The organism is Halopseudomonas xiamenensis, from assembly GCF_014219065.1.
In the GTDB taxonomy this organism is placed as follows: Bacteria; Pseudomonadota; Gammaproteobacteria; order Pseudomonadales; family Pseudomonadaceae; genus Halopseudomonas; species Halopseudomonas xiamenensis.
Map to the genome: position 1 here is coordinate 1 of NZ_JACLGO010000032.1, position 23,184 is coordinate 23,184.

The 23,184-nt window shown below is 64.6% G+C and carries 14 protein-coding genes; 12 read left to right on the forward strand and 2 right to left on the reverse strand.

Features of this window, described 5'->3' with window-relative positions; genetic code table 11:
* Window positions 1-462 precede the first annotated feature (462 nt).
* The 7 genes from cysP (at window position 463) to H6X51_RS17160 (ending at window position 7,620) form a co-directional block, all read left to right on the forward strand.
* The gene (cysP, locus tag H6X51_RS17130; protein WP_328795749.1) at window positions 463-1,485 is read left to right on the forward strand and encodes a thiosulfate ABC transporter substrate-binding protein CysP; all 1,023 of its coding nucleotides are present in this window, start codon (window positions 463-465) and stop codon (window positions 1,483-1,485) included.
* Between the two features lie 14 nt (window positions 1,486-1,499).
* Window positions 1,500-2,366, forward strand: coding sequence for a sulfate ABC transporter permease subunit CysT (cysT, locus tag H6X51_RS17135; RefSeq protein WP_185268687.1), 867 nt, complete (start codon window positions 1,500-1,502; stop codon window positions 2,364-2,366).
* A gap of 4 nt (window positions 2,367-2,370) precedes the next feature.
* Window positions 2,371-3,234, forward strand: a complete 864-nt coding sequence (cysW, locus tag H6X51_RS17140) for a sulfate ABC transporter permease subunit CysW (RefSeq protein ID WP_185268688.1) — start codon at window positions 2,371-2,373, stop codon at window positions 3,232-3,234.
* Window positions 3,234-4,358, forward strand: a complete 1,125-nt coding sequence (locus H6X51_RS17145; RefSeq protein ID WP_185268689.1) for a sulfate/molybdate ABC transporter ATP-binding protein — start codon at window positions 3,234-3,236, stop codon at window positions 4,356-4,358. The genes cysW and H6X51_RS17145 overlap by 1 nt, the downstream gene beginning before the upstream one ends.
* A gap of 136 nt (window positions 4,359-4,494) precedes the next feature.
* On the forward strand, window positions 4,495-5,076 hold the full coding sequence (locus H6X51_RS17150; protein WP_185268690.1) for a porin family protein: 582 nt from the start codon (window positions 4,495-4,497) through the stop codon (window positions 5,074-5,076).
* 168 nt (window positions 5,077-5,244) lie between these two features.
* The gene (gene nspC, locus H6X51_RS17155) at window positions 5,245-6,342 is read left to right on the forward strand and encodes a carboxynorspermidine decarboxylase (protein ID WP_185268691.1); all 1,098 of its coding nucleotides are present in this window, start codon (window positions 5,245-5,247) and stop codon (window positions 6,340-6,342) included.
* 42 nt (window positions 6,343-6,384) lie between these two features.
* A complete protein-coding gene (locus H6X51_RS17160) occupies window positions 6,385-7,620 on the forward strand; it encodes a saccharopine dehydrogenase family protein (RefSeq protein ID WP_185268692.1) in 1,236 nt (411 codons plus the stop codon).
* Window positions 7,621-7,682: 62 nt separating this feature from the next.
* Here the strand turns inward: H6X51_RS17160 and H6X51_RS17165 are convergent, their stop codons facing one another.
* The gene (locus H6X51_RS17165) at window positions 7,683-9,356 is read right to left on the reverse strand and encodes a VOC family protein (RefSeq protein WP_185268693.1); all 1,674 of its coding nucleotides are present in this window, start codon (window positions 9,354-9,356) and stop codon (window positions 7,683-7,685) included.
* A 198-nt stretch (window positions 9,357-9,554) separates the two neighbouring features.
* Between H6X51_RS17165 and H6X51_RS17170 the strand changes: the two genes are divergently transcribed.
* From H6X51_RS17170 to H6X51_RS17190, 5 genes are all read left to right on the forward strand, one after another.
* Window positions 9,555-10,901: a glutamine synthetase family protein gene (locus H6X51_RS17170; RefSeq protein ID WP_185268694.1), complete on the forward strand. Its 1,347-nt coding sequence runs from the start codon at window positions 9,555-9,557 to the stop codon at window positions 10,899-10,901.
* Between the two features lie 35 nt (window positions 10,902-10,936).
* Window positions 10,937-14,404: an exodeoxyribonuclease V subunit gamma gene (recC, locus tag H6X51_RS17175; RefSeq protein ID WP_185268695.1), complete on the forward strand. Its 3,468-nt coding sequence runs from the start codon at window positions 10,937-10,939 to the stop codon at window positions 14,402-14,404.
* Window positions 14,401-18,057 (forward strand): exodeoxyribonuclease V subunit beta, encoded by a 3,657-nt coding sequence (recB, locus tag H6X51_RS17180; RefSeq protein WP_185268696.1) that lies wholly within the window; start codon window positions 14,401-14,403, stop codon window positions 18,055-18,057. Before recC ends, recB begins: the two co-directional genes overlap by 4 nt.
* A complete protein-coding gene (gene recD / locus H6X51_RS17185) occupies window positions 18,054-20,138 on the forward strand; it encodes an exodeoxyribonuclease V subunit alpha (protein WP_185268697.1) in 2,085 nt (694 codons plus the stop codon). The genes recB and recD overlap by 4 nt, the downstream gene beginning before the upstream one ends.
* A gap of 387 nt (window positions 20,139-20,525) precedes the next feature.
* Complete coding sequence (locus H6X51_RS17190; protein ID WP_185268698.1) at window positions 20,526-20,723, forward strand: hypothetical protein; 198 nt, start codon at window positions 20,526-20,528, stop codon at window positions 20,721-20,723.
* A gap of 102 nt (window positions 20,724-20,825) precedes the next feature.
* Here the strand turns inward: H6X51_RS17190 and metE are convergent, their stop codons facing one another.
* Complete coding sequence (gene metE, locus H6X51_RS17195) at window positions 20,826-23,129, reverse strand: 5-methyltetrahydropteroyltriglutamate--homocysteine S-methyltransferase (protein WP_185268699.1); 2,304 nt, start codon at window positions 23,127-23,129, stop codon at window positions 20,826-20,828.
* Window positions 23,130-23,184: the final 55 nt, after the last annotated feature.

Genomic DNA, 23,184 nt, shown 5'->3' on the forward strand with positions numbered 1-23,184 from the left:
TCAGCAGTGAAACGATGCATCGCCGATGGTAGTGTGGGGCTTCCCCATGTGAGAGTAGGTCATCGTCAAGCTTCAAATGGAAAACCCCGGTCTGGAAACAGGTCGGGGTTTTTTATTGCCTGTGCAACAAGCCAGCCGGGAAACCCTGTCGTCGAGCAGGCGCTCGACAACCCGGCGGGGTGTAGCGCCCCTGCGCTACGCCTGCGGTCTGGCAACCACGCCAGGTCTCGCATCGCGTTCACCGCAGCGGCCGTGCTGGATACGGCGTAGCGTCGGGGCGCTACACCCCCGACGCGCTGCACCATGAGCCTTCGTACAGGCTGCGCTTTCCCCTCCCTCGGCCTTATTCCTTATCGTTTTGAGTGATAAGCAAAACGTTCTAACTGGAATATTGTTATATAAAGCCGGCTTCGTTATTCTCTTTGGCCTGATCAATCGCAGCAGTCACTGCCTGGAGGATGTATGACCACTCACCGTTCCCTGTTCAAGCGAGCCAGCCGTTGGGGCGGAGCCTTGATGTTGAGTGCCGGGCTATCCGTTGGCCATGTGCAGGCAGCCGACCAGGAGCTGCTCAACTCCTCCTATGACATCGCCCGCGAGCTGTTTTCCGCCTACAACGAGCTGTTCGCCGAGCAATGGCAGGAGAAGACCGGCAAGACGGTGGAGATCAAGCAGTCCCACGCCGGCTCCTCGCGCCAGGCCCAGGCCATCATCCAGGGGCTGCGTGCCGATGTGGTTACCTACAACCAGGTGACCGACGTCGATATCCTGCACGAGCGTGGCAACCTGATTCCGGAGAACTGGCGCGAGCGTCTGCCCAATGCCAGCTCACCCTACTATTCGACCATGGCTTTCCTGGTACGCAAGGGCAACCCGAAGAACATCCAGAACTGGGATGACCTGGCGCGCGACGATGTCAGCTCGGTGCTGCCCAACCCGAAGACCTCGGGCAACGGCCGTTATACCTACCTGGCCGCCCTGGGTTATGCGCAGAGGACCTTTGGTGAAGACCAGCAGGCCATTGATAACTACCTGCGCACCTTCCTCGGCAACGTGGCAGTCTTCGATACCGGCGGTCGTGGTGCTACCACTACCTTCGTCGAGCGTGGTATCGGTGATGTGCTGCTGACGTTCGAGGCAGAGGTGAACAATATCGCCGAGCAGAATCCGGGTTACCAGGTCGTGGTGCCGAAGATCAGCTTCCTGGCCGAGTTCCCGGTCACCTGGGTGGATCGCAGCGTGAAACAGAACGGCACCGAGGAACTGGCCAAGGCTTATCTTGAAGGACTGTATAGCGAAGAAGCCCAGCGTCTGATTGCTGGTTTCTACAACCGCGTACATAACGAAAAGGTAACGGCCGAGTTTGCCGACCGTTTCCCGGAGCTGGAGCTGGTTACGGTCGAGCAGATCGGCGGCAGTTGGGAGAATGTGATGAAGGAACATTTTGCCAGCGGTGGTAAACTTGACCAACTTCAACGTCGGTAACTAGTTTTCATCTAATGAATCGATCTCTTTCCGGCCTGTTGCCAGGCCGTTCCAGCCAACCCGGCAAGCGTGTCTTGCCGGGTTTTGCTTTGAGCCTGGGCATTTCGCTGTTCTTCATCAGTGTCGTATTGATACTGCCGGTGACCGGCCTGATTGCCCATACCGCGGGCATGGGCTGGGAGCAGTACTGGGCCGTCATCACCGATGAGCGGGTAGTCGCTTCCTACAAGGTAACGTTGTGGACGGCTGCAGTGGCTTCCGTCATCAACGCCCTGGTGGGGCTGCTGCTGGCCTGGGTGCTGGTGCGTTATGAGTTCCCCGGCAAGCGCATCATGGATGCGCTGGTGGACCTGCCGTTCGCCCTGCCCACGGCGGTGGCGGGCATCACCCTGGCAGCGCTTTTCGCGCAGGATGGCTGGTATGGTCAGTTCTTCGACTTGCTTGGACTGAAGATCTCCTTCACCCCGCTGGGTATCATCGTCGCCATGTCCTTCACCAGTCTGCCCTTTGTGGTGCGCACGGTGCAGCCGGTGCTGGAAGACCAGGCGCCGGAGGATGAAGAGGCGGCAGTCAGCCTCGGTGCTTCGGACTGGACGGTGTTTCGCCGCATCCTGTTTCCCGCCATCTGGCCGGCATTGATGACCGGTATCGGCCTGTCCTTCACCCGCAGCCTGGGTGAGTTCGGTGCGGTGATCTTCATTGCCGGCAACATGCCCTATGTCAGCGAAATCACCAGCTTGATGATCTTCGTGCGCTTGCAGGAGTTCGACCATGCTGCCGCCAGTGCCATCGCCTCGGTGGTCTTGATGGCCTCGTTGGTGCTGTTGCTGGGTATCAACCTCTGGCAGGCGCGCTATCTGCGTCGGCTGCACGGGAGATAACATCATGCAGCAACGCAAGACAATGCGTAGCGGTGACCAGCCCTGGGTCAAGTGGTCGCTGATCACGCTGGCGATCATCACCACCATGCTGATGCTGGTGATTCCGCTGGTCCTGATCTTCGATATGGCGCTGTCCGCTGGAGCGGGCACCTATTGGGATAATCTCACCAACCGCTATACCCAGCACGCCATCGGCCTGACACTCTTGGTGGCGGCGTTGACGGTGCCGATCAACCTGGTATTCGGCATATTCCTCGCCTGGCTGGTGACGCGCTTCGAGTTTCCCGGGCGCAAGGCGCTGATCACCCTGATCGATATTCCCTTCGCGGTATCGCCGGTAGTGGCGGGCCTGCTGTACCTGTTGTTGTATGGCAGCAACGGCTGGCTGGGCGGCTGGCTGATGGAACGGGATGTACAGCTGATGTTTTCCTGGCCGGGAATCGTCATGGTTACGGTGTTCGTTACCTGTCCCTTCGTCGCCCGCGAACTGATTCCGCTGATGCAGCAGCAGGGGCGGGAAGAGGAAGAGGCCGGCGTAGTGCTGGGTGCCACGGGCTGGCAGCTGTTTCGGCGGATCACCCTGCCGAACATCCAGTGGGCGCTGCTGTATGGTGTGGTGCTGACCAACGCTCGCGCGGTCGGTGAGTTCGGTGCGGTGTCGGTGGTGTCGGGCAATATTCGCGGCGAAACCAATACCCTGTCGCTGCATGTCGAGTTGTTGTATCAGGATTACAACGTGGTTGGCGCCTTTGCCAGCGCATCGCTGCTGGCCGGTATAGCGTTGCTGACCATTGTCGTGAAAAGTTTTGTGGAGTGGCGCCAGGCCCGTCAGCGTGCCCCACTGGATGATCTATCGGATAGTCGCTGATGAGTATTTCCATCGAAGGTATTACCAAGCACTTTGGTTCTTTCCAGGCACTGCGGGATATCTCGCTGGAGATCCCGGATGGCCAACTGGTCGGTCTGCTGGGCCCGTCGGGCTCGGGCAAGACCACCTTGCTGCGCATCATCGCCGGTCTGGAAACCGCCGATGAGGGACGCATACTGTTCCACGGCGAGGATGTCACGCGGTTGCATGTACGTGAGCGCCGGGTCGGTTTCGTATTCCAGCATTACGCCCTGTTCCGGCACATGACCGTAGCGCAGAACGTGGCCTTCGGTCTGGACGTGCTGCCGGCACGCGAGCGTCCGCCAGCGGCGGAGATTCGCCAGCGTGTGCAGATGCTGCTGGAGATGGTCCAGCTCGATCACCTGGCGCAGCGTTATCCCGCGCAGTTGTCCGGCGGCCAGAAGCAGCGCATCGCACTGGCCCGCGCGCTGTCGATGAAACCACAGATCCTGCTGCTGGACGAGCCTTTCGGCGCGCTGGATGCCAAGGTGCGCAAGGACCTGCGCCGCTGGCTGCGGGCGCTGCACGAGGAGTTCCACTTTACCAGCGTATTCGTCACCCACGACCAGGAAGAAGCTCTGGAACTGTCCGACCAGGTGGCGGTGATGAGTGCCGGGAGCATCGAGCAGGTGGACAGCCCGCAGAAACTCTATGCCCAACCATCCAGCCGCTTCGTATTCGACTTCCTGGGGCAGGTGAACGTGTTTGCCGGTCAGGTCGAGGAGCAGCTGCTGCGCCAGGGCGAGGCCTGGGTGCATTTGCCGGAGCCATCACCGGCCCCGGCGCTGCAGTTGTACATGCGCTCCCACGAGGTGCGGCTGCAGACAGCGCCGGCGGCGTACGCCCATCTGCCCCTGCGTATCGAGTCCATCAGCCTGGTGGGTGCGGAAGTGCGCCTGGAGCTGTCGCCCGTGGGTTGGGACTCGGAAGAGCCGTGGGAGATCGGCATCACCCATGCCCAGTTCAACAGCTGGCAGCCGAGCCGCGGAGATCACTGCTACGCCGTGCCCCAGGTGGCCCATGCCATTGCTCAGGGTACCGATACGCCGGAGACTCTGCACTGGCAGGCAGGGGAAATGGATGACCCGGCTGCGATGATATGACGCTGTGATGATGTTGGTGTGATATTGAGGTGACATCCTTCTCTGCGGTGATTTACTATCCAGCTGCGTGTTATCAGGCACGTAAAAGGACAGGCTGTCATGGAGACAGCCTCACAGGACTAGATGGAGCAAGTTCATGTTTCGTAAATCACTGTTGGCGGTAATGGTTTCCGGTCTGATGGTAGCCGGCGTTCAGGCTGCGGAGAATCAGGTCAATGGTTATCTGTTTGGCAATATCGGCCAGGCTGACTATGACTTGGGCAATCTTTACCAAGGTTTTATCGGCTCGGTGGATGAGACTGATACCGCCTTCAAGCTCGGCGCGGGCGTTCAACTGAATCCCTATATTGGTATCGAATTCCAATATGTCGATTTGGGCGAAGCTGCTTATAAGGAACCAGGCTACAAGGAAATGGTTGAAGTTGAGGGCTTCGGGGCGAACCTGGTGGCCACTTTGCCGCTGGATCGATTCAAGCTGTATGGCAAGGTCGGTTACCACAAGCTGAAGTTCGAGGCCCAGATAAAGGACGATTTCTGGGGAACCTGGAGTGACTCTGAAAAAGACTGGATTACCTCCTACGCGGTAGGTGCTACCTATGCACTGACCCCTCAATTTGAAGTAGTAGCTGAGTATGAGCGCTACGACGACGTTGCTGATAAGTTTGATGTCAATATCGATATCGACCTAGCCACCATCGGTCTGCGCTACAACTTCTGATCTGCCCCGCCCGGGCCTCTCATGCCGGGGCTTCTCTCGGTTACAAATGGTATGAGGCTGTCCCGGCCGTCCCGCAAATTTTCTCGAAGCCCTGCACCCTTTGCACTATAATCGCCCGTTTGCGTAATGCCTGGCCCCGTGCCGGACTGACCTGAGGGCTGTGACACCGTGATCAAGACGCCGTATTACCTGATCGACAAGAGCAAGCTGCTGCGCAATATGGAGAAGATCGCCTATCTGCGCGAACACTCCGGTGCCAAGGCGTTGCTGGCTCTCAAATGCTTCGCCACCTGGTCGGTTTTCGACCTGATGGGGCAGTACATGGACGGTACCACCTCCTCCTCGCTGTATGAGGTCAAGCTGGGCAAGCTCAAGTTCGGTGGCGAGACCCATGCCTACAGCGTGGCCTATGCCGATGACGAGATCGAAGAGGTGCTGGCCCACTCGGACAAGATCATCTTCAATTCCATCGGTCAGCTGCAGCGCTTTGCCGATGCCTCCGCTAACCACGTGCGCGGCCTGCGCCTCAACCCGCAGGTCAGCAGCTCCGACTGGCTGATCGCCGATCCGGCACGCCCGTTCAGCCGGCTGGGGGAGTGGGATGCGCAGAAGGTCGAGCAGGTGATCGACCAGGTCTCCGGCTTCATGATCCACAACAACTGCGAAAACAGCGACTTTGAGCTGTTCGACAGCATGCTCACGCAGATCGAGGAGCGCTTCGGTTCGCTGCTCGAACGGGTCGAATGGGTCAGTCTCGGTGGTGGCATTCATTTCACCGGCGAGGGCTATCCGCTGGATCGCCTGTGCGCCCGCCTGAAAGCCTTTGCCGAGCGCTATGGCGTGCAGGTCTACCTGGAGCCAGGCGAGGCCGCCATCACCAACAGCACCTCGCTGGAAGTGACAGTGCTCGATACCCTCTACAATGGTAAGCAACTGGCGATCGTGGATAGCTCGATCGAGGCGCATATGCTGGACCTGCTGATCTACCGCGAGTCGGCGAAGATGGCGCCCTGTGACGGCCCCCATGAATACATGGTGTGTGGCAAGTCCTGCCTGGCCGGGGATATCTTCGGTGAATTCCGTTTCGACCGGGAATTGCAGATAGGTGATCGGCTGTCGTTCATCGATGCCGCCGGTTACACAATGGTAAAGAAGAACTGGTTCAATGGCGTGAAAATGCCATCCATTGCCGTGCGGCAGCTCAACGGTGAGGTCGAGCTGGTGCGCGAGTTCGGTTACAACGACTTTGAAAGCGGCCTCTCCTGAGGTCATGGTCCCAAGCCCAAGGAGGCGTATAGAGGAAAAGTAATGAAAAGAAACGTTCTGATTATTGGTGCCGGAGGGGTTGCCCAGGTTGTCGCGCACAAGTGTGCACAGCATAACGACGTACTGGGTAACATCCATATCGCCTCGCGTACTGTCGAGAAATGTCAGCAGATAGTCGACAGCGTGCGGGAAAAGGGCAGCCTGAAAACTGCCGGTGAATTGCAAGCCCATGCCCTGGATGCGCTCGATGTCGAAGCGACCAAGGCTCTGATTGCCAAGACACAGTCGCAACTGGTCATCAACGTCGGATCGCCTTTCATTAACATGTCGGTATTGCAGGCCTGCATCGAGACCGGTGCCGCGTACCTGGATACCGCCATTCACGAAGACCCGGAGAAGATCTGCGAGACGCCGCCGTGGTATGCCAACTACGAATGGAAGCGCCGCGAGCTCTGTGAAGAGAACAAGGTCACCGCGATCCTCGGTGTCGGCTTCGACCCGGGTGTGGTCAACGCCTATGCTGCGCTCGGCGTGCAGTATTTCGACAGCGTCAGCGATATCGACATCATCGATATCAACGCCGGGGATCACGGTCACTACTTCGCCACCAACTTCGATCCGGAAATCAACTTCCGCGAGTTCACCGGTCGGGTCTGGAGCTGGCAGAACAGCCAGTGGGTGCAGAACAAGATGTTCGAGATCAAGCGCACCGACGATCTACCGGTGGTCGGCGAGCGTACCAGCTACATGACTGGGCACGACGAACTGCACTCGCTGTCGAAGAACCTCGACGTGCCGAACATCCGTTTCTGGATGGGCTTTGGTGATCACTACATCAACGTGTTCACCGTGCTGAACAGCCTCGGCCTGCTGTCGGAACAGCCGGTCACCACCGCCGAAGGGCTGGAAGTGGTACCGCTGAAGGTGGTCAAGGCCGTGCTGCCCGACCCGGCATCGCTGGCTCCCCGGTACACCGGCAAGACCTGCATTGGTGACATCGTCAAGGGCAAGAAGGACGGCAAGGACAAGGAGATCTTCATCTACAACGTCGCCGACCACAAGGAAGCCTACGAGGAAGTGGGCAGCCAGGGCATTTCCTACACCGCCGGGGTGCCGCCGGTGGCCGCGGCGATCCTGATCGCCCAGGGCGTATGGGACGTGCAGAAGATGGTCAACGTCGAAGAGCTGGACTGCAAGCCGTTCATCAACCTGCTCAACGAGATTGGCCTGCCGACCCGTATCAAGGATGAGGATGGCGATCGCCCGCTGAGTTTCTGAGGCGCTTGTGCGTGACTGACGATCCCCGGCCCCGGCCGGGGATCGTCGTTATGGCCTGCTGATTATTCCAGTCCCCATTGTGCCTGCTGGATCTCGATCACACTGCCATCCAGGTCTTTGGCATAGCCAACCCTCTCACCCGCCAGGCTGTCATCCGCCTCGGGCATCCGCAGCAGCTCGCCACCGGCCCGCTCAACAGCCTCGGCAAAGGCGTCGGGGGCGATGCTGCGGATTTCCATCTTCACCGGATTGTCCTGGTAGTGCTGGTTGCCACCGTTGGTCCAGTTCATCAGCACCAGTGCCGAACCACCATGGCCCTGCAGGATGTACTCGTTGTACATGCCGGGAATCGGCAGGTACATCAGTTGCCGGAAACCCAACTGGTCGACATAGAACGCCCGGGCCTGTTCCAGGTCGCTGACGCCGATGCCGAAGGCGCCGAAGTAGGAATGCTGCGCCGTGGGGTCGGCCACCAGCTCGATGAGGTTGTTGTTCAGGTCGCGCCCGAAGCCAACGGTGACTCCCAGCACCGGGTCGGTGGCCGGTGGCAGGGTGATACGTCCGCCGGCAGCGATGAAGGCGTCGATGTAGTCAGCCAGGTCGCGGATATAGAACACCAGCTTGCCGGGGTTCTGTCGAAAGTTGCGCGCCAGGCCGTCGGTGAACTCCATCAGTACCACCTGCGAGCCGGTGCCATCGGCCGACGCCAGTACCACCTCATCCCGGTCGTCACGACTGCGCCGCTGCACTACGGTCATGCCCAGCCCGTTGGTATAGAAGGCTTCCGCGGCGGCCAGGTCCTCCACGCCGATGGCGGCGGCCCCGAGATAGGAGCGAATGGACTGGCGGATCTCGATCAGGTTGCCGTCATGGTCGCTGGCATAGCCGACACGGGTGTGTGGCAGATCCACTTCAGTGGACGGGGCCGGCTGGCGGAGGATGTCCGCGCCGGCACTGGCCAGGCTGTCAGCCAACGCCTGCGGATCGGCGCTGGCCAGCTGCAGTTTCACCGGGTTGTCCTGATAGTTCGGCTGGCTGCCATTGGTCCAGTGCATCAGCACCAGGGCGGAGCCGCCGGGCACCGGCGATAACAGGGTGTATTCATCGTACAGGCCGGGCACCTGCAGGAACTCCTGCTCCGTCAGCCCCAGGGCGTCGCCATACAGGCGGCGCGCCTGCTGCAGGTCGCTGACACCGATACCGACCGCGGCGAGGAAGGAATCGGTGAGCGTGGGCACGCCGACCATCTCGATCAGGTTGTTGTCCGGGTCGCGCCCGAAACCCACCAGGGTGCCGTCATACTCCGCCTGCGGACTGGGCGGGGCTGTGATGCGCCCGCCGGCGGCCTCGAAGCGTTCGGCGAAGGCGGCGGCATCCTTGGCATAGAACACCAGCTTGCCCGGATTCTGCTGGTAATGGCGGCCGACACCATCGGTGAACTCCATCAACAACAGCTGCGAGCCGCGGCGGTCAGCCGACTCCATGACCACTTCGATGCGGTCTTCCCTGGTCAGCCGTTGCAGTTCGCGCATGCCCAGGCCGTTGCGGTAGAAGCTGACTGCGGCGTCAAGATCGGTGACCCCAAGGCCGATCGCCTCGAGGTAGCTCGGGTTGGTTGCCGGCCTGGTCGGCGGCTCGGCGCTGTCGCTGCCTGATCCGCCACCGCCGAGACAGCCGGCAAGCAACAGCGGTAGCAGCAGGGTGGTCAGCCAGCGCCGGGGAGTGGGCTTGTTCATGAGGATTCCTTGTTATTGTTCTGGAATAGAATGAATGTTCGTTCATCTGGTATGGGTACAGTATCCGATCCGCTCGGGATGCGCCAGTACCGGCCCGGTATTCCGGCTGTTGGGGGCGGCGGGATTATTCACTGCCGGCTCGATGGGGTAATATCGTCACCTTTCCGGACAGGCAGCTGTCGCAACAAGGTGATTTTCATGACTTCCCTATCCGTAGCCCAATCGCTGTCCCAGCGCCTGGCCGGCATTGCTGAGGTCGAATGCGTGATCGCCGACATGAACGGCATACCCCGGGGCAAGGTGATCAACGCCCAGGCCTACGCGCAGGGGCGACGGGTGCAGATGGCGCATGGGGTACTGGTGCAGTGCCTGACCGGGGAGTATCCGGACCCGCGCTACTATGGCTACGACGACAGTGATTTCATCCTGCGTACCATCCCCGAGCAGTTGCATGTCACGCCGTGGACGGCCTCGCCCAGGGCGCTGGCGCTGTGTGAAGCGCTGGAGGTGGACGGTACGCCATCTCGGCTGTCCTCGCGCAGCATGTTGCGGCGGGTGGTGGAGCGCTACCAGGCCCACGGCTGGTCGCCGAAGGTGGCCACCGAGATCGAGTTCTATGTCTTCGAACACAATCCCGATGTGTTGCAGCCGTTCCGCCCGCCGGTCGGGCTGGATGGCCGGCGCGAGATCGGCAGCCAGGCATTCGCCCTGGGTTCGGTGACCGGCTTGCAGCCGTTCTTCGCCGAGCTGAAGGCCGGCATGGCGGCGGTGGGGATACCCTGCGAGGCGGTAATGCACGAGATGGGGTTGAGCCAGTACGAGGTCAACTTCATCCATGACGACCCGCTGCTGATCGCCGACCAGACCTTCCTGTTCAAGTACATGTTGCATGAGATCGCGCTCAAGCACGGCCTGATCGCGGTGTGCATGGCCAAGCCGCTGTCGAAGATGCCCGGCTCGTCCATGCATATCCACCAGAGCGTGGTGGACCAGGCCGGGCAGAATATCTTCACCGACGCTGGTAGCCAGCAGGCGACCCCGCTGTTCCAGCACTACATCGGCGGCCTGCAGGCCGGGCTGGGCGACCTGATCCTGTTGATGGCGCCGAACATCAACTCCTACCAACGCTACTGCCACACCTACGCCTCGCCCAACAACCTGTGCTGGTCGCAGGACAACCGGCGTACCGGGTTGCGCGTGCCGGCCAGCGAGCCGGATGCCCGGCGGGTGGAGAATCGCGTACCCGGCGCCGATGCCAACCCGTACCTGGCGATCGCCGCGACCCTGGCCGCCGGGCTGCATGGCATCGAGCGGCAGTTGCAGCCGGATCTGCCGGCCCAGGGCGAGTTCCAGGTGCCGGATGACCTGCGCCTGAGCTGTACCCTGCACCGGGCCATCCGCCGGCTGCGCATCAGTGAGGTGGCGGCGGACTTCTTCACCCCGGAGTTCATCGACGGTTATCTGGCCTGCAAGGAGCTGGAACTGGACAGCTTCATGGACGAGATCAGCCCCTGGGAGCGGCGCTATCTGGGCAGCCAGGTATAGCCGCCGACCCTTTCCACGGAACTAACGGAGGTGCCATGCAGGCTGCCCAGGATCTCGCCCCCGGTCTGATGATCATCCACGGCAACCGCCTGGAGAACCTGCGCCAACTGGTGGTCGACTGGCTGCGTGCACATCCGCTGGCGCCGCTGGAGAACGAGGTGATGCTGGTGCAGAGCAACGGCATCGCCCAGTGGCTGCGCATGGCCCTGGCGGCGGACCCGGAGCAGGGCGGCTGTGGCATCGCCGCCGCGCTGGAGGTGCAGTTGCCGGCGCGCTTTCTGTGGGATGCCTACCGCAGCGTGCTGGGGCGTGCGGCGGTGCCGGAAACCTCGCCGCTGGACAAGCAGCCGCTGACCTGGCGGCTGATGCGCCTGTTGCCGGCGCTGCTCGCGCAGCCGGGGTTCGAGCCGCTACAGCGCTTCCTCGCCGATGACCACGACTGCCGCAAGCGCTACCAGCTGGCCGAGCGCCTGGCTGATCTGTTCGACCAATACCAGGTGTATCGCGCCGACTGGTTGAATGACTGGGCCGCCGGGCACGACCGCATCGCTCTGGCACGCCAGGGCCATCGGCAGCTGGAGCCGCAGGAGTGCTGGCAGCCGGCGCTGTGGCGGGCGGTGCTGGCCGATGTCGGCGCCGAACGGCTGAGCGACAGCCGGGCCGGTATCCACCCACGCTTCGTCGAGCATCTGCTGGTTGCTGGGCAGCGGCCGGCCGGGCTGCCGCGCCGGGTGGTGGTGTTCGGTATTTCCTCGCTGCCGGCGCAGACCCTGGAGGCACTGGCGGTGATCGGCCGCTTCAGCCAGGTATTGCTGGCGGTGCTCAACCCCTGCCAGTACCACTGGGGAGATATCGTCGCCGACCAGGACCTGCTGCGTCATCAGTACCGGCGCCAGCAGCGTCGCCCCGGCGTGCCGCTGCAGCTGGATGACGCGCTGCTGCACCAGCACGCCCATCCGCTGCTGGCGGCCTGGGGCAAGCAGGGCCGGGACTACATCAACCTGCTCGACCAGCATGATGAGCGTGGCAGCTATGAGTCGCGCTTCGCCGCGATTAATGGCGGGCGGGTCGACCTGTTCGAGGCGCCGGCCGGCCAGACCCTGTTGCAGCAGCTGCAGCAGGACATTCTCGAACTGCGGCCGCTGGCGGAAAGCCGCGACCAGTGGCCGCCGGTCCGGCCCGCGGAGGATGCCTCGCTGCGTTTCCAGGTGGCGCACAGCGCCCAGCGCGAGGTGGAGATCCTGCATGACCAACTGCTGGCGGCCTTCGACCGCGACCCGAGCCTGAAGCCCCGGGACATCATCGTCATGGTGCCGGACGTGAACAATTATGCCGCCCATGTGCAGGCGGTGTTCGGCCAGTACCCGACCGACGATCCCCGGCACATACCCTTTACCCTGGCCGACCAGGGCCAGCGTGGCCAGGAGCCGCTGCTGATCGCCCTGGAGCACCTGCTGCGCCTGCCCGATAGCCGCCTGCCGGTCAGCGAGGTGCTCGACCTGCTGGACGTGCCCGCGCTGCGCGGGCGCTTCGGCCTGGGCGAGGCCGACCTGCCGACCCTGCAGCGCTGGATCGAGGGCGCCGGTATCCGTTGGGGGCTGGACCAGCAGCGGCGCGAGGCCCAGGGGCTGCCCGCGGGGCTGGACAACAACAGCTGGCGCTTCGGCATGCGGCGCATGCTGCTCGGCTATGCCTGCGGCGCGGCCCCGGCCTGGCAGGGAATCGAGCCCTATGACGAGATCGGCGGGCTGGATGCGGCGCTGATCGGCCCCCTGAGCCAGTTGCTCGAGCGCCTGGGCGAGCATGAGCGGGTGCTGGGCCAACCGGCGCCGCCGGTGCAGTGGGGCGAGCGCCTGCGCCAGTTGCTGGAGGACTTCTTCCTGGCCGAGGGCGAGCGCGACCAACTGCTGCTGGCGCAACTGCAGGAAGGTCTGGAACACTGGCTGGAGCTGTGCGACTCGGTGGGGCTGGTGGAGCCACTGCCGCTGACCGTGGTCGCCGAAGCCTGGCTGGCCAGTGTCGGCCAGTCCAGTCTCAGCCAGCGGTTTCTCGCCGGTGCGGTGAACATCTGCACATTGATGCCGATGCGCGCTATCCCGTTCCGCCATATCTGCCTGCTGGGCATGAACGATGGTGACTACCCCCGGGCCCAGCCGCCGCTGGATTTCGACCTGATGGGCAATGACTACCGCCCCGGCGACCGTTCGCGCCGCGAGGATGACCGTTACCTGCTGCTGGAGGCCTTGCTGTCGGCCCGCGATGGCCTGAGCATCAGCTGGGTCGGGCGTAGCATCCGCGACAACAGCGAACGGCCGCCGTCGGTGCTGGTCGGCCAGTTGCGCGATCACCTGGCCGCCGGCTGGCAGCTCGAAGGCGGCGCTGACCTGCTCGCCGCGTTGACCACCGAGCACCCGCTGCAGCCGTTCAGTCGCCGCTATTTCGATGGGCGCAGCGCCCTGTTCAGCTACGCCGGCGAATGGCGTGCATTGCACGAAGGTGGCGGCGTGCGCCAGGCCGATAGGCCGCTGGACGCATTGCCGGCACCGGCGCCGATCGAGGCGGACAGCCTGCAGCACTTTTTGCGCAGCCCGGTGGAGCACTTCTTCGCCACCCGGCTCAAGGTGCATCTGCGCGAGCAGGACAGCATCACCGAGGATGACGAGCCCTTTGCCCTGGACGGTCTGGACCGGCATCAGCTCAGCCAGTGGCTGCTGCAACAGGCGGTGGCCGAGCCGCAGGCGGACTGGGATGAGCGCCTGCAGCAGGCCGCCGCGCGCCTGAGTGCCCGAGGCGAGCTGCCACTGGCCGGCTTCGGCGAGCTGGTCCGCGAGCAGTTGCTCAGCCCGCTGCAGGATCAACTGGCACGTTACCGCGAGCAGCTGCTGCTGTGGGACCAGCCGCAGGCGCAACCCCTGGCCCTGACAGTAGCGACCCCGGACCTTGCGCTGCGCAGCTGGCTGGGCGCCGTACGCGGTTCATCCAGCCAGGCCGGCGCGGCGCGGGTGGTGCTGATCACTGGCAGGCTGCTGGACAACAAGGGCAAGGAGCTGCGCTGGCGCAAGCTGCTGGCGGACTGGTGCCTGCATGTGCTGGCCGCCGCCAGCGGCCATGGATTGCAGACCCAGCTGATTGGCGAGGATGCCAGTGTGCTGATCCGGCCACTGGATGCCGCGCCGGCGCGGGCGCTGGCCGAGGCCTGGCTTGAGGCCCGTCAGCAGGGGCTGCAGCGCCCGCTGCCGGTCGCCCTGGAAACTGCCTTCGCCTACCTCGGCGGCAAGGACGAGCAGCGCATGGCCAGGGCGCAGGGCTGCTACGAAGGCTCGGCCTACCTGACCGGCGAAATGCACAAGAGCCTGGCGCTGCAGCGCAGCTACCCGGACTTCGCCAGCCTGTGGCAGGACGGTGAGTTCGAGCACTGGGCGCAGTTGCTGTATCAGCCGCTGGTCCAGGCCCAGGCCGAGCGCACATTGCAGCTGACACGCAGCGGGGAGGATGAGGCATGAGTGGCACCCAGACACCGCTGGCGCTGCGTTGCCCACTGCGTGGCAGCCGGCTGATCGAGGCCAGCGCCGGCACCGGCAAGACCTTCACCATTTCCGCGCTGTATCTGCGCCTGGTGCTGGGTCACGGTGGCGAGACGGGCTTTGGCCGCGAGCTGCTGCCGCCGGATATCCTGGTGGTGACCTTCACCGATGCCGCCACCCAGGAGCTGCGTGACCGTATCCGTGCCCGGCTGGTGCAGGCGGCGCAGGCCTTTCGCGGCGAGCTGGACGACCCCGATCCGATCCTCAGTGGACTGCTCGCCGCCATCGACCCGGCCGAGCACCCCGGCAGCGCCCGCAAGCTGGATATCGCCGCCCAGTGGATGGACCAGGCGGCGGTATCCACCATCCACAGCTGGTGCCAGCGCATGCTGCGCGAACATGCCTTCGACAGCGGCAGCCTGTTCGAGCAGAGCCTGGAGACCGACCACAGCGACTTGTTGGCGCAGGTGGTGCGCGACTACTGGCGCCAGCACTGCTATCCCCTGCAGGGTGCGGCGCTGGGCTGGGTCAACAGTCACTGGCAGCAGCCGGATCAACTGGGCCTGCAGGTGCGCCGCTGGCTGGATGCTCCGGTCGCAGAGCAGCCGCCCAGCCTGCAGGCGCTGCTCGACCAGACCCTGCAACAGGCCGAGGCCTTGCTGCAGCAAATCCGCCAGCCGTGGCCGGCCTGGCTGGATGAGCTGCAGCGGTTCTTCGACCAGTGCTGCGAGGCCGGCAAGTTCAATGGCAACAAGCTCAAGCCGACTATCTACCAGCCGCGGCTCGATCAGCTGCGCGCCTGGTGCGCCGGCAGCGGTGAGCTGAACTTCAAGAAAGACAACTTCAAGCGCCTGACCCACGAGGGGCTGCAGGATGCCTGCAAGAAAGGCGTCGAGCTGGAACTGTCCGCGGCAGTCTGCGCGGCGCTGGATGACATGGCCACCCTGCAGCAGCGGCTTGAGCTGTTGCCCGATCCGGCGCAACCGGCGCTGCTGCACGCCGCCGGCTGGATCAGCCAGCGCTTCGAGGCGGAAAAGCAGCGCAGGGCGCAGATGGGCTTCGATGACATGCTCAGCCGGCTGGATGCGGCGCTGCAGGGGCCGAACGGCGAGCGCCTGGCCGAGGTCATCCGCCGCCAGTTCCCGGTGGCGTTGATCGATGAGTTCCAGGATACCGATCCGCTGCAGTACCGCATCTTCGATCGTATCTACCGGGTCGAACAGAACGACCCGGACACTGCGCTGCTGCTGATCGGTGATCCCAAGCAGGCGATCTACGCCTTCCGTGGCGCCGATATCCATACCTATCTCGGTGCGCGGGCCGCCACCGCCGGACGGCACGAGAACCTGGATACCAACTTCCGCTCCAGCCAGGCCATGGTCGCGGCGGTCAACCGGGTGTTCAGCCTGGCCGAGCAGAGCTGGCCGGCCGGCGCCTTTCTGTTCCGCCAGGGCGAGGCCAACCCGTTGCCATTCCTGCCGGTCGAGGCCAAGGGGCGCGCCGAGGTGTGGACGCGGCAGGGCCAGCCAGCCCCGGCACTGACCGCCTGGCGGCTGGACAGCGAACAGCCGTTGAGTGGCGAGCATTACCGCAGCCAGATGGCCGAACGCTGCGCCAGTGCCATGGTCGAGCTGTTACAGGCAGGCCAGCATGGGGCGGCGGGCTTCGACGATCCGCAGCGCGGCCTGCAGCCGGTGCGTCCGGCTGACATGGCGGTACTGGTGCGCACCGGCCGCGAGGCCCAGGCGATCCGCCAGGCGCTGGCGGCGCGGGGCGTGCGCAGCGTCTATCTGTCGGACAAGGATTCGGTGCTCGCCACCCTGGAGGCCGAAGATGTGCTGCGCTGGCTGCGGGCCTGTGCCGACCCCGGCAATGACCGCCTGCTGCGGGCGGCGCTGGCCAGCCCGACGCTGGGCTTGAGCTGGGCCGAACTGGAACAGCTGAACCAGGATGAGCGCCTGTGGGAGCGCTGGGTCGACCAGTTCCGTGATTACCGCCAGCGCTGGCTACGGCAGGGGGTACTGCCGATGCTGCAGCGCCTGCTGCACGACTTCCGCCTGCCGGCGCGGCTGGTCGAGCAGGGGGACGGCGAGCGCCGGCTGACCAACCTGCTGCACCTGGCCGAGCTGCTGCAACAGGCGGCCCGCGAACTGGATGGCGAGCAGGCGCTGATCCGCCACCTGGCCGAGCTTATCCGCCGGGCACAGGAGGGCAGCGGCGGCGACGAGCAGATACTGCGCCTGGAGAGCGATGCCGATCTGGTCAAGGTGGTGACCATCCACAAGTCCAAGGGCCTGGAGTATCCCCTGGTGTTCCTGCCGTTCATTGCCCACAGCCGGGCGGTGAAGGCCGGCGAGCCGGTGCGCATCCACGATGGCCGGCGGGCCCAGTGGGTGCTGGAACCCACTGAAGAACAGTTGCAACAGGCCGGCCGCGAGCGCCTGGGCGAGGACCTGCGGCTGTTGTACGTGGCCCTGACCCGCGCCCGGCATGCCTGCTGGCTGGGGCTGGCGGACCTCAAGAGCGGACAGGGGCGCCAGTCGGTGCTGCACCACAGCGCCATCGCCTGGTTGCTGGCCGGTGGCGAGCCGTTGCCCGAGCCGGCCAGCCTGGCGGGCTGGCTCGACCGCTGGCGGCAGCAGGATGACGCCGTGGTCGCCGTAGCGCCGGCGCCCGAGGTCGGCGAGCAGCAATACCAGCCGGTACTCGACAGCGCTGGACAGTTGCGCGAGCGCCGCCCGACCCATGCACCCTTCGAGTCCTGGTGGATCGGCTCCTACAGCGCCCTGGCGGTGGGCAGCGACACGCCGGACTCGCCGCTGTCCGGGCAGCTCAACGATGATGAGCGCAGCCACCGCTTCCTGCCGCTCAGGGCCGGCGAGACGCCCAGTATCCATCGCTTCCCCCGCGGTCCGCAGCCGGGCACCTTCCTGCATGGGCTGCTGGAGCTGGCCGGGCGCGAAGGCTTTGCCCGGATGAGCGACCCTGCCATGTGCCGGGAGCGGCTGTATCCCCGCTGCCAGCGCCGTGGCTGGGGTCAGTGGAGCGACTGCCTGGCCCAGTGGCTGAGCCAGTTGCTGCAGCGCCCGGGCCTGGTGCCCGGCAGCGAGCTGAGCCTGGCCGGGCTGGCGCCGCAGCAGTATCAGGTGGAAATGGAGTTCCTGTTCAGCGCGGCGCGGGCCGATGTGCAGCGCATCGACCACCTGGTCTGCGCCCATACCCTGGATGCCAGACCACGGGCGCCGCTATTGCGTGACCGCCTGAACGGCCTGTTCAAGGGCTTTATCGACCTGGTATTCGAGCATCAGGGGCGCTATTTCGTGGTCGACTACAAGTCCAACTGGCTGGGCGCTGACGCCAGCGCCTATACCCCAGAGGCCATGGGCGCGGCGGTGCTGGAGCACCGTTATGACCTGCAGTACGTGTTCTACCTGCTGGCGCTGCACCGCCAGTTGCGTGCGCGGCTGGTGGATTATGATTACGACCGGCATATCGGCGGTGCGCTGTACTGGTTCGTGCGTGGGGTCGAAGCGCCGAGCGCCGGCATCTGGGATGAGCGTCCGCCGCGACAGTTGATCGAGAGTCTGGACCGGCTGTTTGCCGGTCAGCCGCTGGAGGAGAGTGTGCCATGACCCGAGGCGATCCCGAGCAGTATGGCCAACTGGATCTGCTGGGCGAGCTGCCGCCTTCACCATCGGCAGTGCCGGCCACTGCCGATGTGTTGCACCAGCTGGCGCAGTGGGTCGAGGTTGGCTGGCTGCGCGCCCTGGACCGGTCGCTGGCGCTGTTCCTGCAGGACATGCAGCCGACCGCCGAGCCGCTGGTGCTGCTGGCGGCGGCGCTGGCCAGCCATCAGTTGGGCCATGGTCATGTGTGCCTGGACCTGGCCGAGACCCTGGGCGCTGCCGACCTGAGCCTGTCACTGCCGCCGGAAGGGCAGCAGGCCGGCGAGGATGTGCGCCTGCCGTCGGAGCTGCTGCGGGCGGTGACGGTCGAGCACTGGTGTCAGCTGCTGGCCGCCAGCCCGCTGGTCGAGCTGGTCGGCGGTGAGGATGTGGCGCCGGATGAGCGGCCGCTGGTACTGCATGGCCGGCGGCTGTATTTGCGCCGCTACTGGAACTACGAGCGGCAGGTGGCCGCGGCCCTGCAACAGCGCCTGCGGACCGCACTGGCGCTGCCGGCGGACCTGCCCGGGCAACTGGACCAGTTGTTCGCCGACAGTCGCCAGCAGCCGGACTGGCAGAAACTGGCCTGCGCCCTGGCGGCGCGCGGCGCCTTCAGCATCATCACCGGTGGCCCCGGTACCGGCAAGACCACCACGGTGGTGCGCCTGTTGGCCCTGCTGCAGGCGCCGGCAGTGCACGCCGGGCAGCCGCTGCGTATTCACCTTGCCGCGCCCACCGGCAAGGCCGCGGCGCGGTTGACCGAGTCGATCGGCCGCCAGGTCGGCAGCCTGCGGGTCGCGGAGGCCGTGCGCGAACAGATCCCCCGTGAGGTCACCACCCTGCACCGCCTGCTCGGCAGCCGTCCGGACAGCCGGCATTTCCGCCATCATGCCGGTAACCCGCTGGCGCTGGATGTGCTGGTGGTGGACGAGGCATCGATGATCGACCTGGAGATGATGGCCTGCCTGCTGGCGGCGCTGCCGCCCCAGGCGCGACTGATACTGCTCGGCGACAAGGACCAACTGGCCTCGGTGGAGGCCGGCGCGGTGCTCGGTGACCTGTGCCGGGATGCCGAGGCCGGCCGCTACAGCGACGCCACCCGCCAGTGGCTGGAGCAGGTCAGCGGCCAGTCGTTGGCCGGGGCTGGCCTGCAGGCCGGCGATGAGCGCCGCCATCCGCTGGCGCAGCAGACGGTGATGCTGCGTCACTCGCATCGCTTTGGTGCGGCCAGCGGCATTGGCGAGCTGGCCCGGGCGGTCAACCGTGCCGAGTCCACAGCCGCCAGACAGGTACTGGCCGAGACCCGGTTCACCGATATCCGCAGCCACGGGGTGCGCGGCCAGGCTGATCCGTTGCTGGCGCAGCTGATGCTGGGCAGCGAGCGCCTGCCCGGTTACGCCGACTACCTGCGGATACTGGCCGAGCAGCGACCGCCCGCGCAGCTGGCCGCCCGCGACCCGGCCTGGGAGCAATGGGCACGGCAGGTACTGCAGGCCTTCGATAGCTTCCAGGTGTTGTGCGCGGTGCGCCAGGGGCCTTGGGGCGTGGAGGGCCTGAACCAGCATATCGCCGCGCTGCTGCACCGTCGCGGCCTGCTGCCGGAGCCGCGCGGCTGGTACGAGGGCCGGCCGGTGCTGGTGACCCGCAACGACTATGCCCTGGGGCTGATGAACGGCGATATCGGCATCGCCCTGATGGTCAGGGAGCCGGCATTGCAGCCTGGCGAGGCCGAGGCCCGGGTGTTGCGGGTGGCCTTCCCGCGCAACGATGGCTCCGGCGGCCTGCGCTTCGTGTTGCCCAGCCGGTTGTCCGGGGTGGAGACCGTGTTCGCCATGACCGTGCACAAGTCCCAGGGCTCGGAGTTCGCTCATGCGGCGCTGGTGTTGCCGGAAAACCGCAGCCCGCTGTTGACCAAGGAGCTGGTGTATACCGCCATCACTCGCGCCAGTCGTGACTTCACCCTGGTCGAGACCCGAGCCGGGATTTTCGAGGCGGCGGTGGCCCAGCCGGTGCGGCGCCTGAGTGGGCTGGATCTGGGGGATAACTGAGTATCAGCGCTGGCATTCACATCGCTGATACCCTCGGATGGCGCCGGTGCGGCTTGCAATGAAGCGGCAACAGCCCCTAGAATCCATTCGCTCCGCTGGCCGTCCGGCCTGAATATCGTTCGACCGCATGCCGCTTTCCCGAGCACCGGCGCTGATGTGGTCGATCATTGCAAGCTGACTGTTCCATTCGTCGCATGAAGCGGAGTCGAAGGGACAATGTCCGGCCAGGGTGGTCTGACAGCATGACCCGTTGTCACCGATGTATACGGCCCTCACGCCATTGAACACGCTTTGACCTGTGCAGGTTCAGCCCAGCCGTCGCCGGCTGATGCCCGGTGGCCGTTCGCTGCAAGACAGGTATTCATTAAGTTTCGTGATAGGTTGCCTATGACCAAGAATGCTGCGTTTCGGGAAATCGAACGCAAACTTGCCGAGAGTCTGGAACAGCTTGAATCCAGAAAGAAGACTGAACGCCTGCGCGAGGCGCGGGAGTTCAGTGATGAACTCAAGGCACTGATGAAAAGCTACCGGCTGAGCGCACCCGATGTGCTGGGCATCATCCAGTCGGCTGACGCCCGGCCCTGATCATTCCGGGCCGGGGTCGCCTGGCCGGCAAGACAGCGCTCGCTGGCAGGCCGCTTCGCGCCGGGGCGGCGCTCCCACGGGATGGCGAGCATCCCGCCAGCCTCAAGCGCCACGCAGTTCGCGGGCGGCGGCAACCATGTTCACCAGCGCGGCCTCGGTCTCCGGCCAGGCGCGGGTTTTCAGGCCGCAGTCCGGGTTGACCCACAGTCGCTCGGCGGGAATGCGCTGCGCCGCCTTGCGCAACAGCTCGACGATCTGCGCCTGGCTCGGCACGCGTGGCGAGTGGATGTCATATACCCCCGGGCCGATCTCGTTGGGATAGGCGAACTGCTCGAAGGCTTCCAGCAATTCCATGTCCGAACGTGAGGTCTCGATGGTGATCACGTCGGCATCCATCGCCGCGATCGATTCGATCACATCATTGAACTCGCTGTAGCACATGTGGGTGTGAATCTGGGTTTCATCGCGCACACCGCTGGCGGTCAGGCGGAAGGCCTCGGTGGCCCAGTCCAGGTAGTGCTGCCAGCCGGACCGGCGCAGTGGCAGGCCCTCGCGGAAGGCGGCCTCGTCGATCTGGATCACCTTGATACCGGCGGCTTCCAGGTCCACCACCTCGTCGCGGATCGCCAGCGCCAGCTGCCGCGCCTGTTCCTCGCGGGAGATGTCGTCCCGCGGGAAGGACCACATCAGCATGGTCACCGGGCCGGTCAGCATGCCCTTCATCACCTTGTTGGTCAGACCCTGGGCGTAGCTGATCCAGTCGACAGTCATGGCCCTGGGCCGACTCAGGTCGCCATAGATCACCGCCGGCTTGACGCAGCGTGAGCCGTAGCTCTGCACCCAGCCGAAGCGGGTGAAGGCATAACCATCGAGCTGCTCGGCGAAGTACTCGACCATGTCGTTGCGCTCGGCCTCGCCATGTACCAGCACATCCAGCCCCAGTTGCTCCTGCAGCCTGACCGCATGGCGGATTTCACTGTGCATGGCCTCGGTGTATTCGGCCTGGCTGAGCTTGCCCTGCCTGAACGACTGGCGGGCCAAGCGGATCGCCGGGGTCTGCGGGAAGGAGCCGATGGTGGTGGTCGGGAACGCCGGCAGGTTCAGGCCGGCACGTTGCCTGGCGATGCGCTCGGCGAAGGGCGCATGGCGCTGGCTATCCGCCGGGCGGATGGCCGCCAGGCGGGCCTGTACCTGCGGCTTGTGGATACGCGTGGAGGCGTCGCGGCTGGCCTGCACGGCGCGGCTTTCGGCCAGGGCGGCAGCCACCTCGGTGCTGTCCGGCTGGTTGACGGCGCGGGCCAGGGTCGCGACTTCGGCGCACTTCTGTACGGCGAACGCCAGCCAGCTCTTGAGTTCGGCGTCCAGCTGGTCTTCCCGATCCAGATCCACCGGGCTGTGCAGCAGCGAGCAGGACGGTGCCAGCCACAGGCGATCGCCCAGGTGCTCGTGGGCATGGCGGACCACCTCCAGGGCCTTTTCCAGGTCACAGCGCCAGACGTTGCGGCCGTTGACCAGGCCCAGCGACAGCACCTTGTAGGAAGGCAGGCGGTCGAGGATGGTCGGGTATTGCTCCGGTGCGCGTACCAGGTCGATATGCAGGCCGTCGACCGGCAGACCGGCCGCCAGCCCGAGGCTGTCTTCCAGGCCGCCGAAGTAGGTGGCGATGAGCTTTTTCAGTGGCTCCTTCTGCAGCAGGTTGTAGGCACGCTCGAAGGCGTTCTTCCATTCCTGCGGCAGGTCCAGTACCAGGATCGGCTCGTCGATCTGCACCCATTCCACACCCTGCGCGGCCAGGCGCTGGAAGATCTCACCGTACAGCGGCAGCAGGTGCTCGAGCAGGTCGAGCTTGTCGAAGCTCTTGTCTTCAGAGTCGGCACCCTTGATCTTGCCCAGCCACAGGTAGGTCAGCGGGCCGATGACCACCGGCTTGACCCGATGGCCGAGGGCGAGAGCTTCGTCCACTTCCTCGAACAGCTGATTCCAGCTCAGTTCGAATCGCTGGTCGGCGGTGAACTCGGGGACCAGGTAGTGGTAGTTGGTGTCGAACCACTTGGTCATCTCCTGGGCATGCGCGCCGCCACAGCAACTGTCGTGGCCTACGGCCCCGCGGGCCATGGCGAACAGCGTCTGCAGCGTGGGTTTGGCGTTGTCCTTGCGGAAACGCTCGGGAATGACGCCGAAGGTCAGGGAGTGGGTCAGCACCTGGTCGTACCAGGCGAAATCCCCGACCGGCAGCAGGTCGATACCCGCCTCTTTCTGAACCTGCCAATGGCTGGCACGCAGCTGCTTGCCGATGGCGCGCAGGCCGTCTTCATCCAGATCGCCTTTCCAGAACGCTTCCTGGGCTTTCTTCAGCTCGCGATCCCGTCCGATGCGGGGGAAGCCGAGGTTGTGGGCCAGAGTCATTGCAATCTCTCCATTGAATAATCCGGAGAGAATTCTCGGCAGTCTCGGTACATGA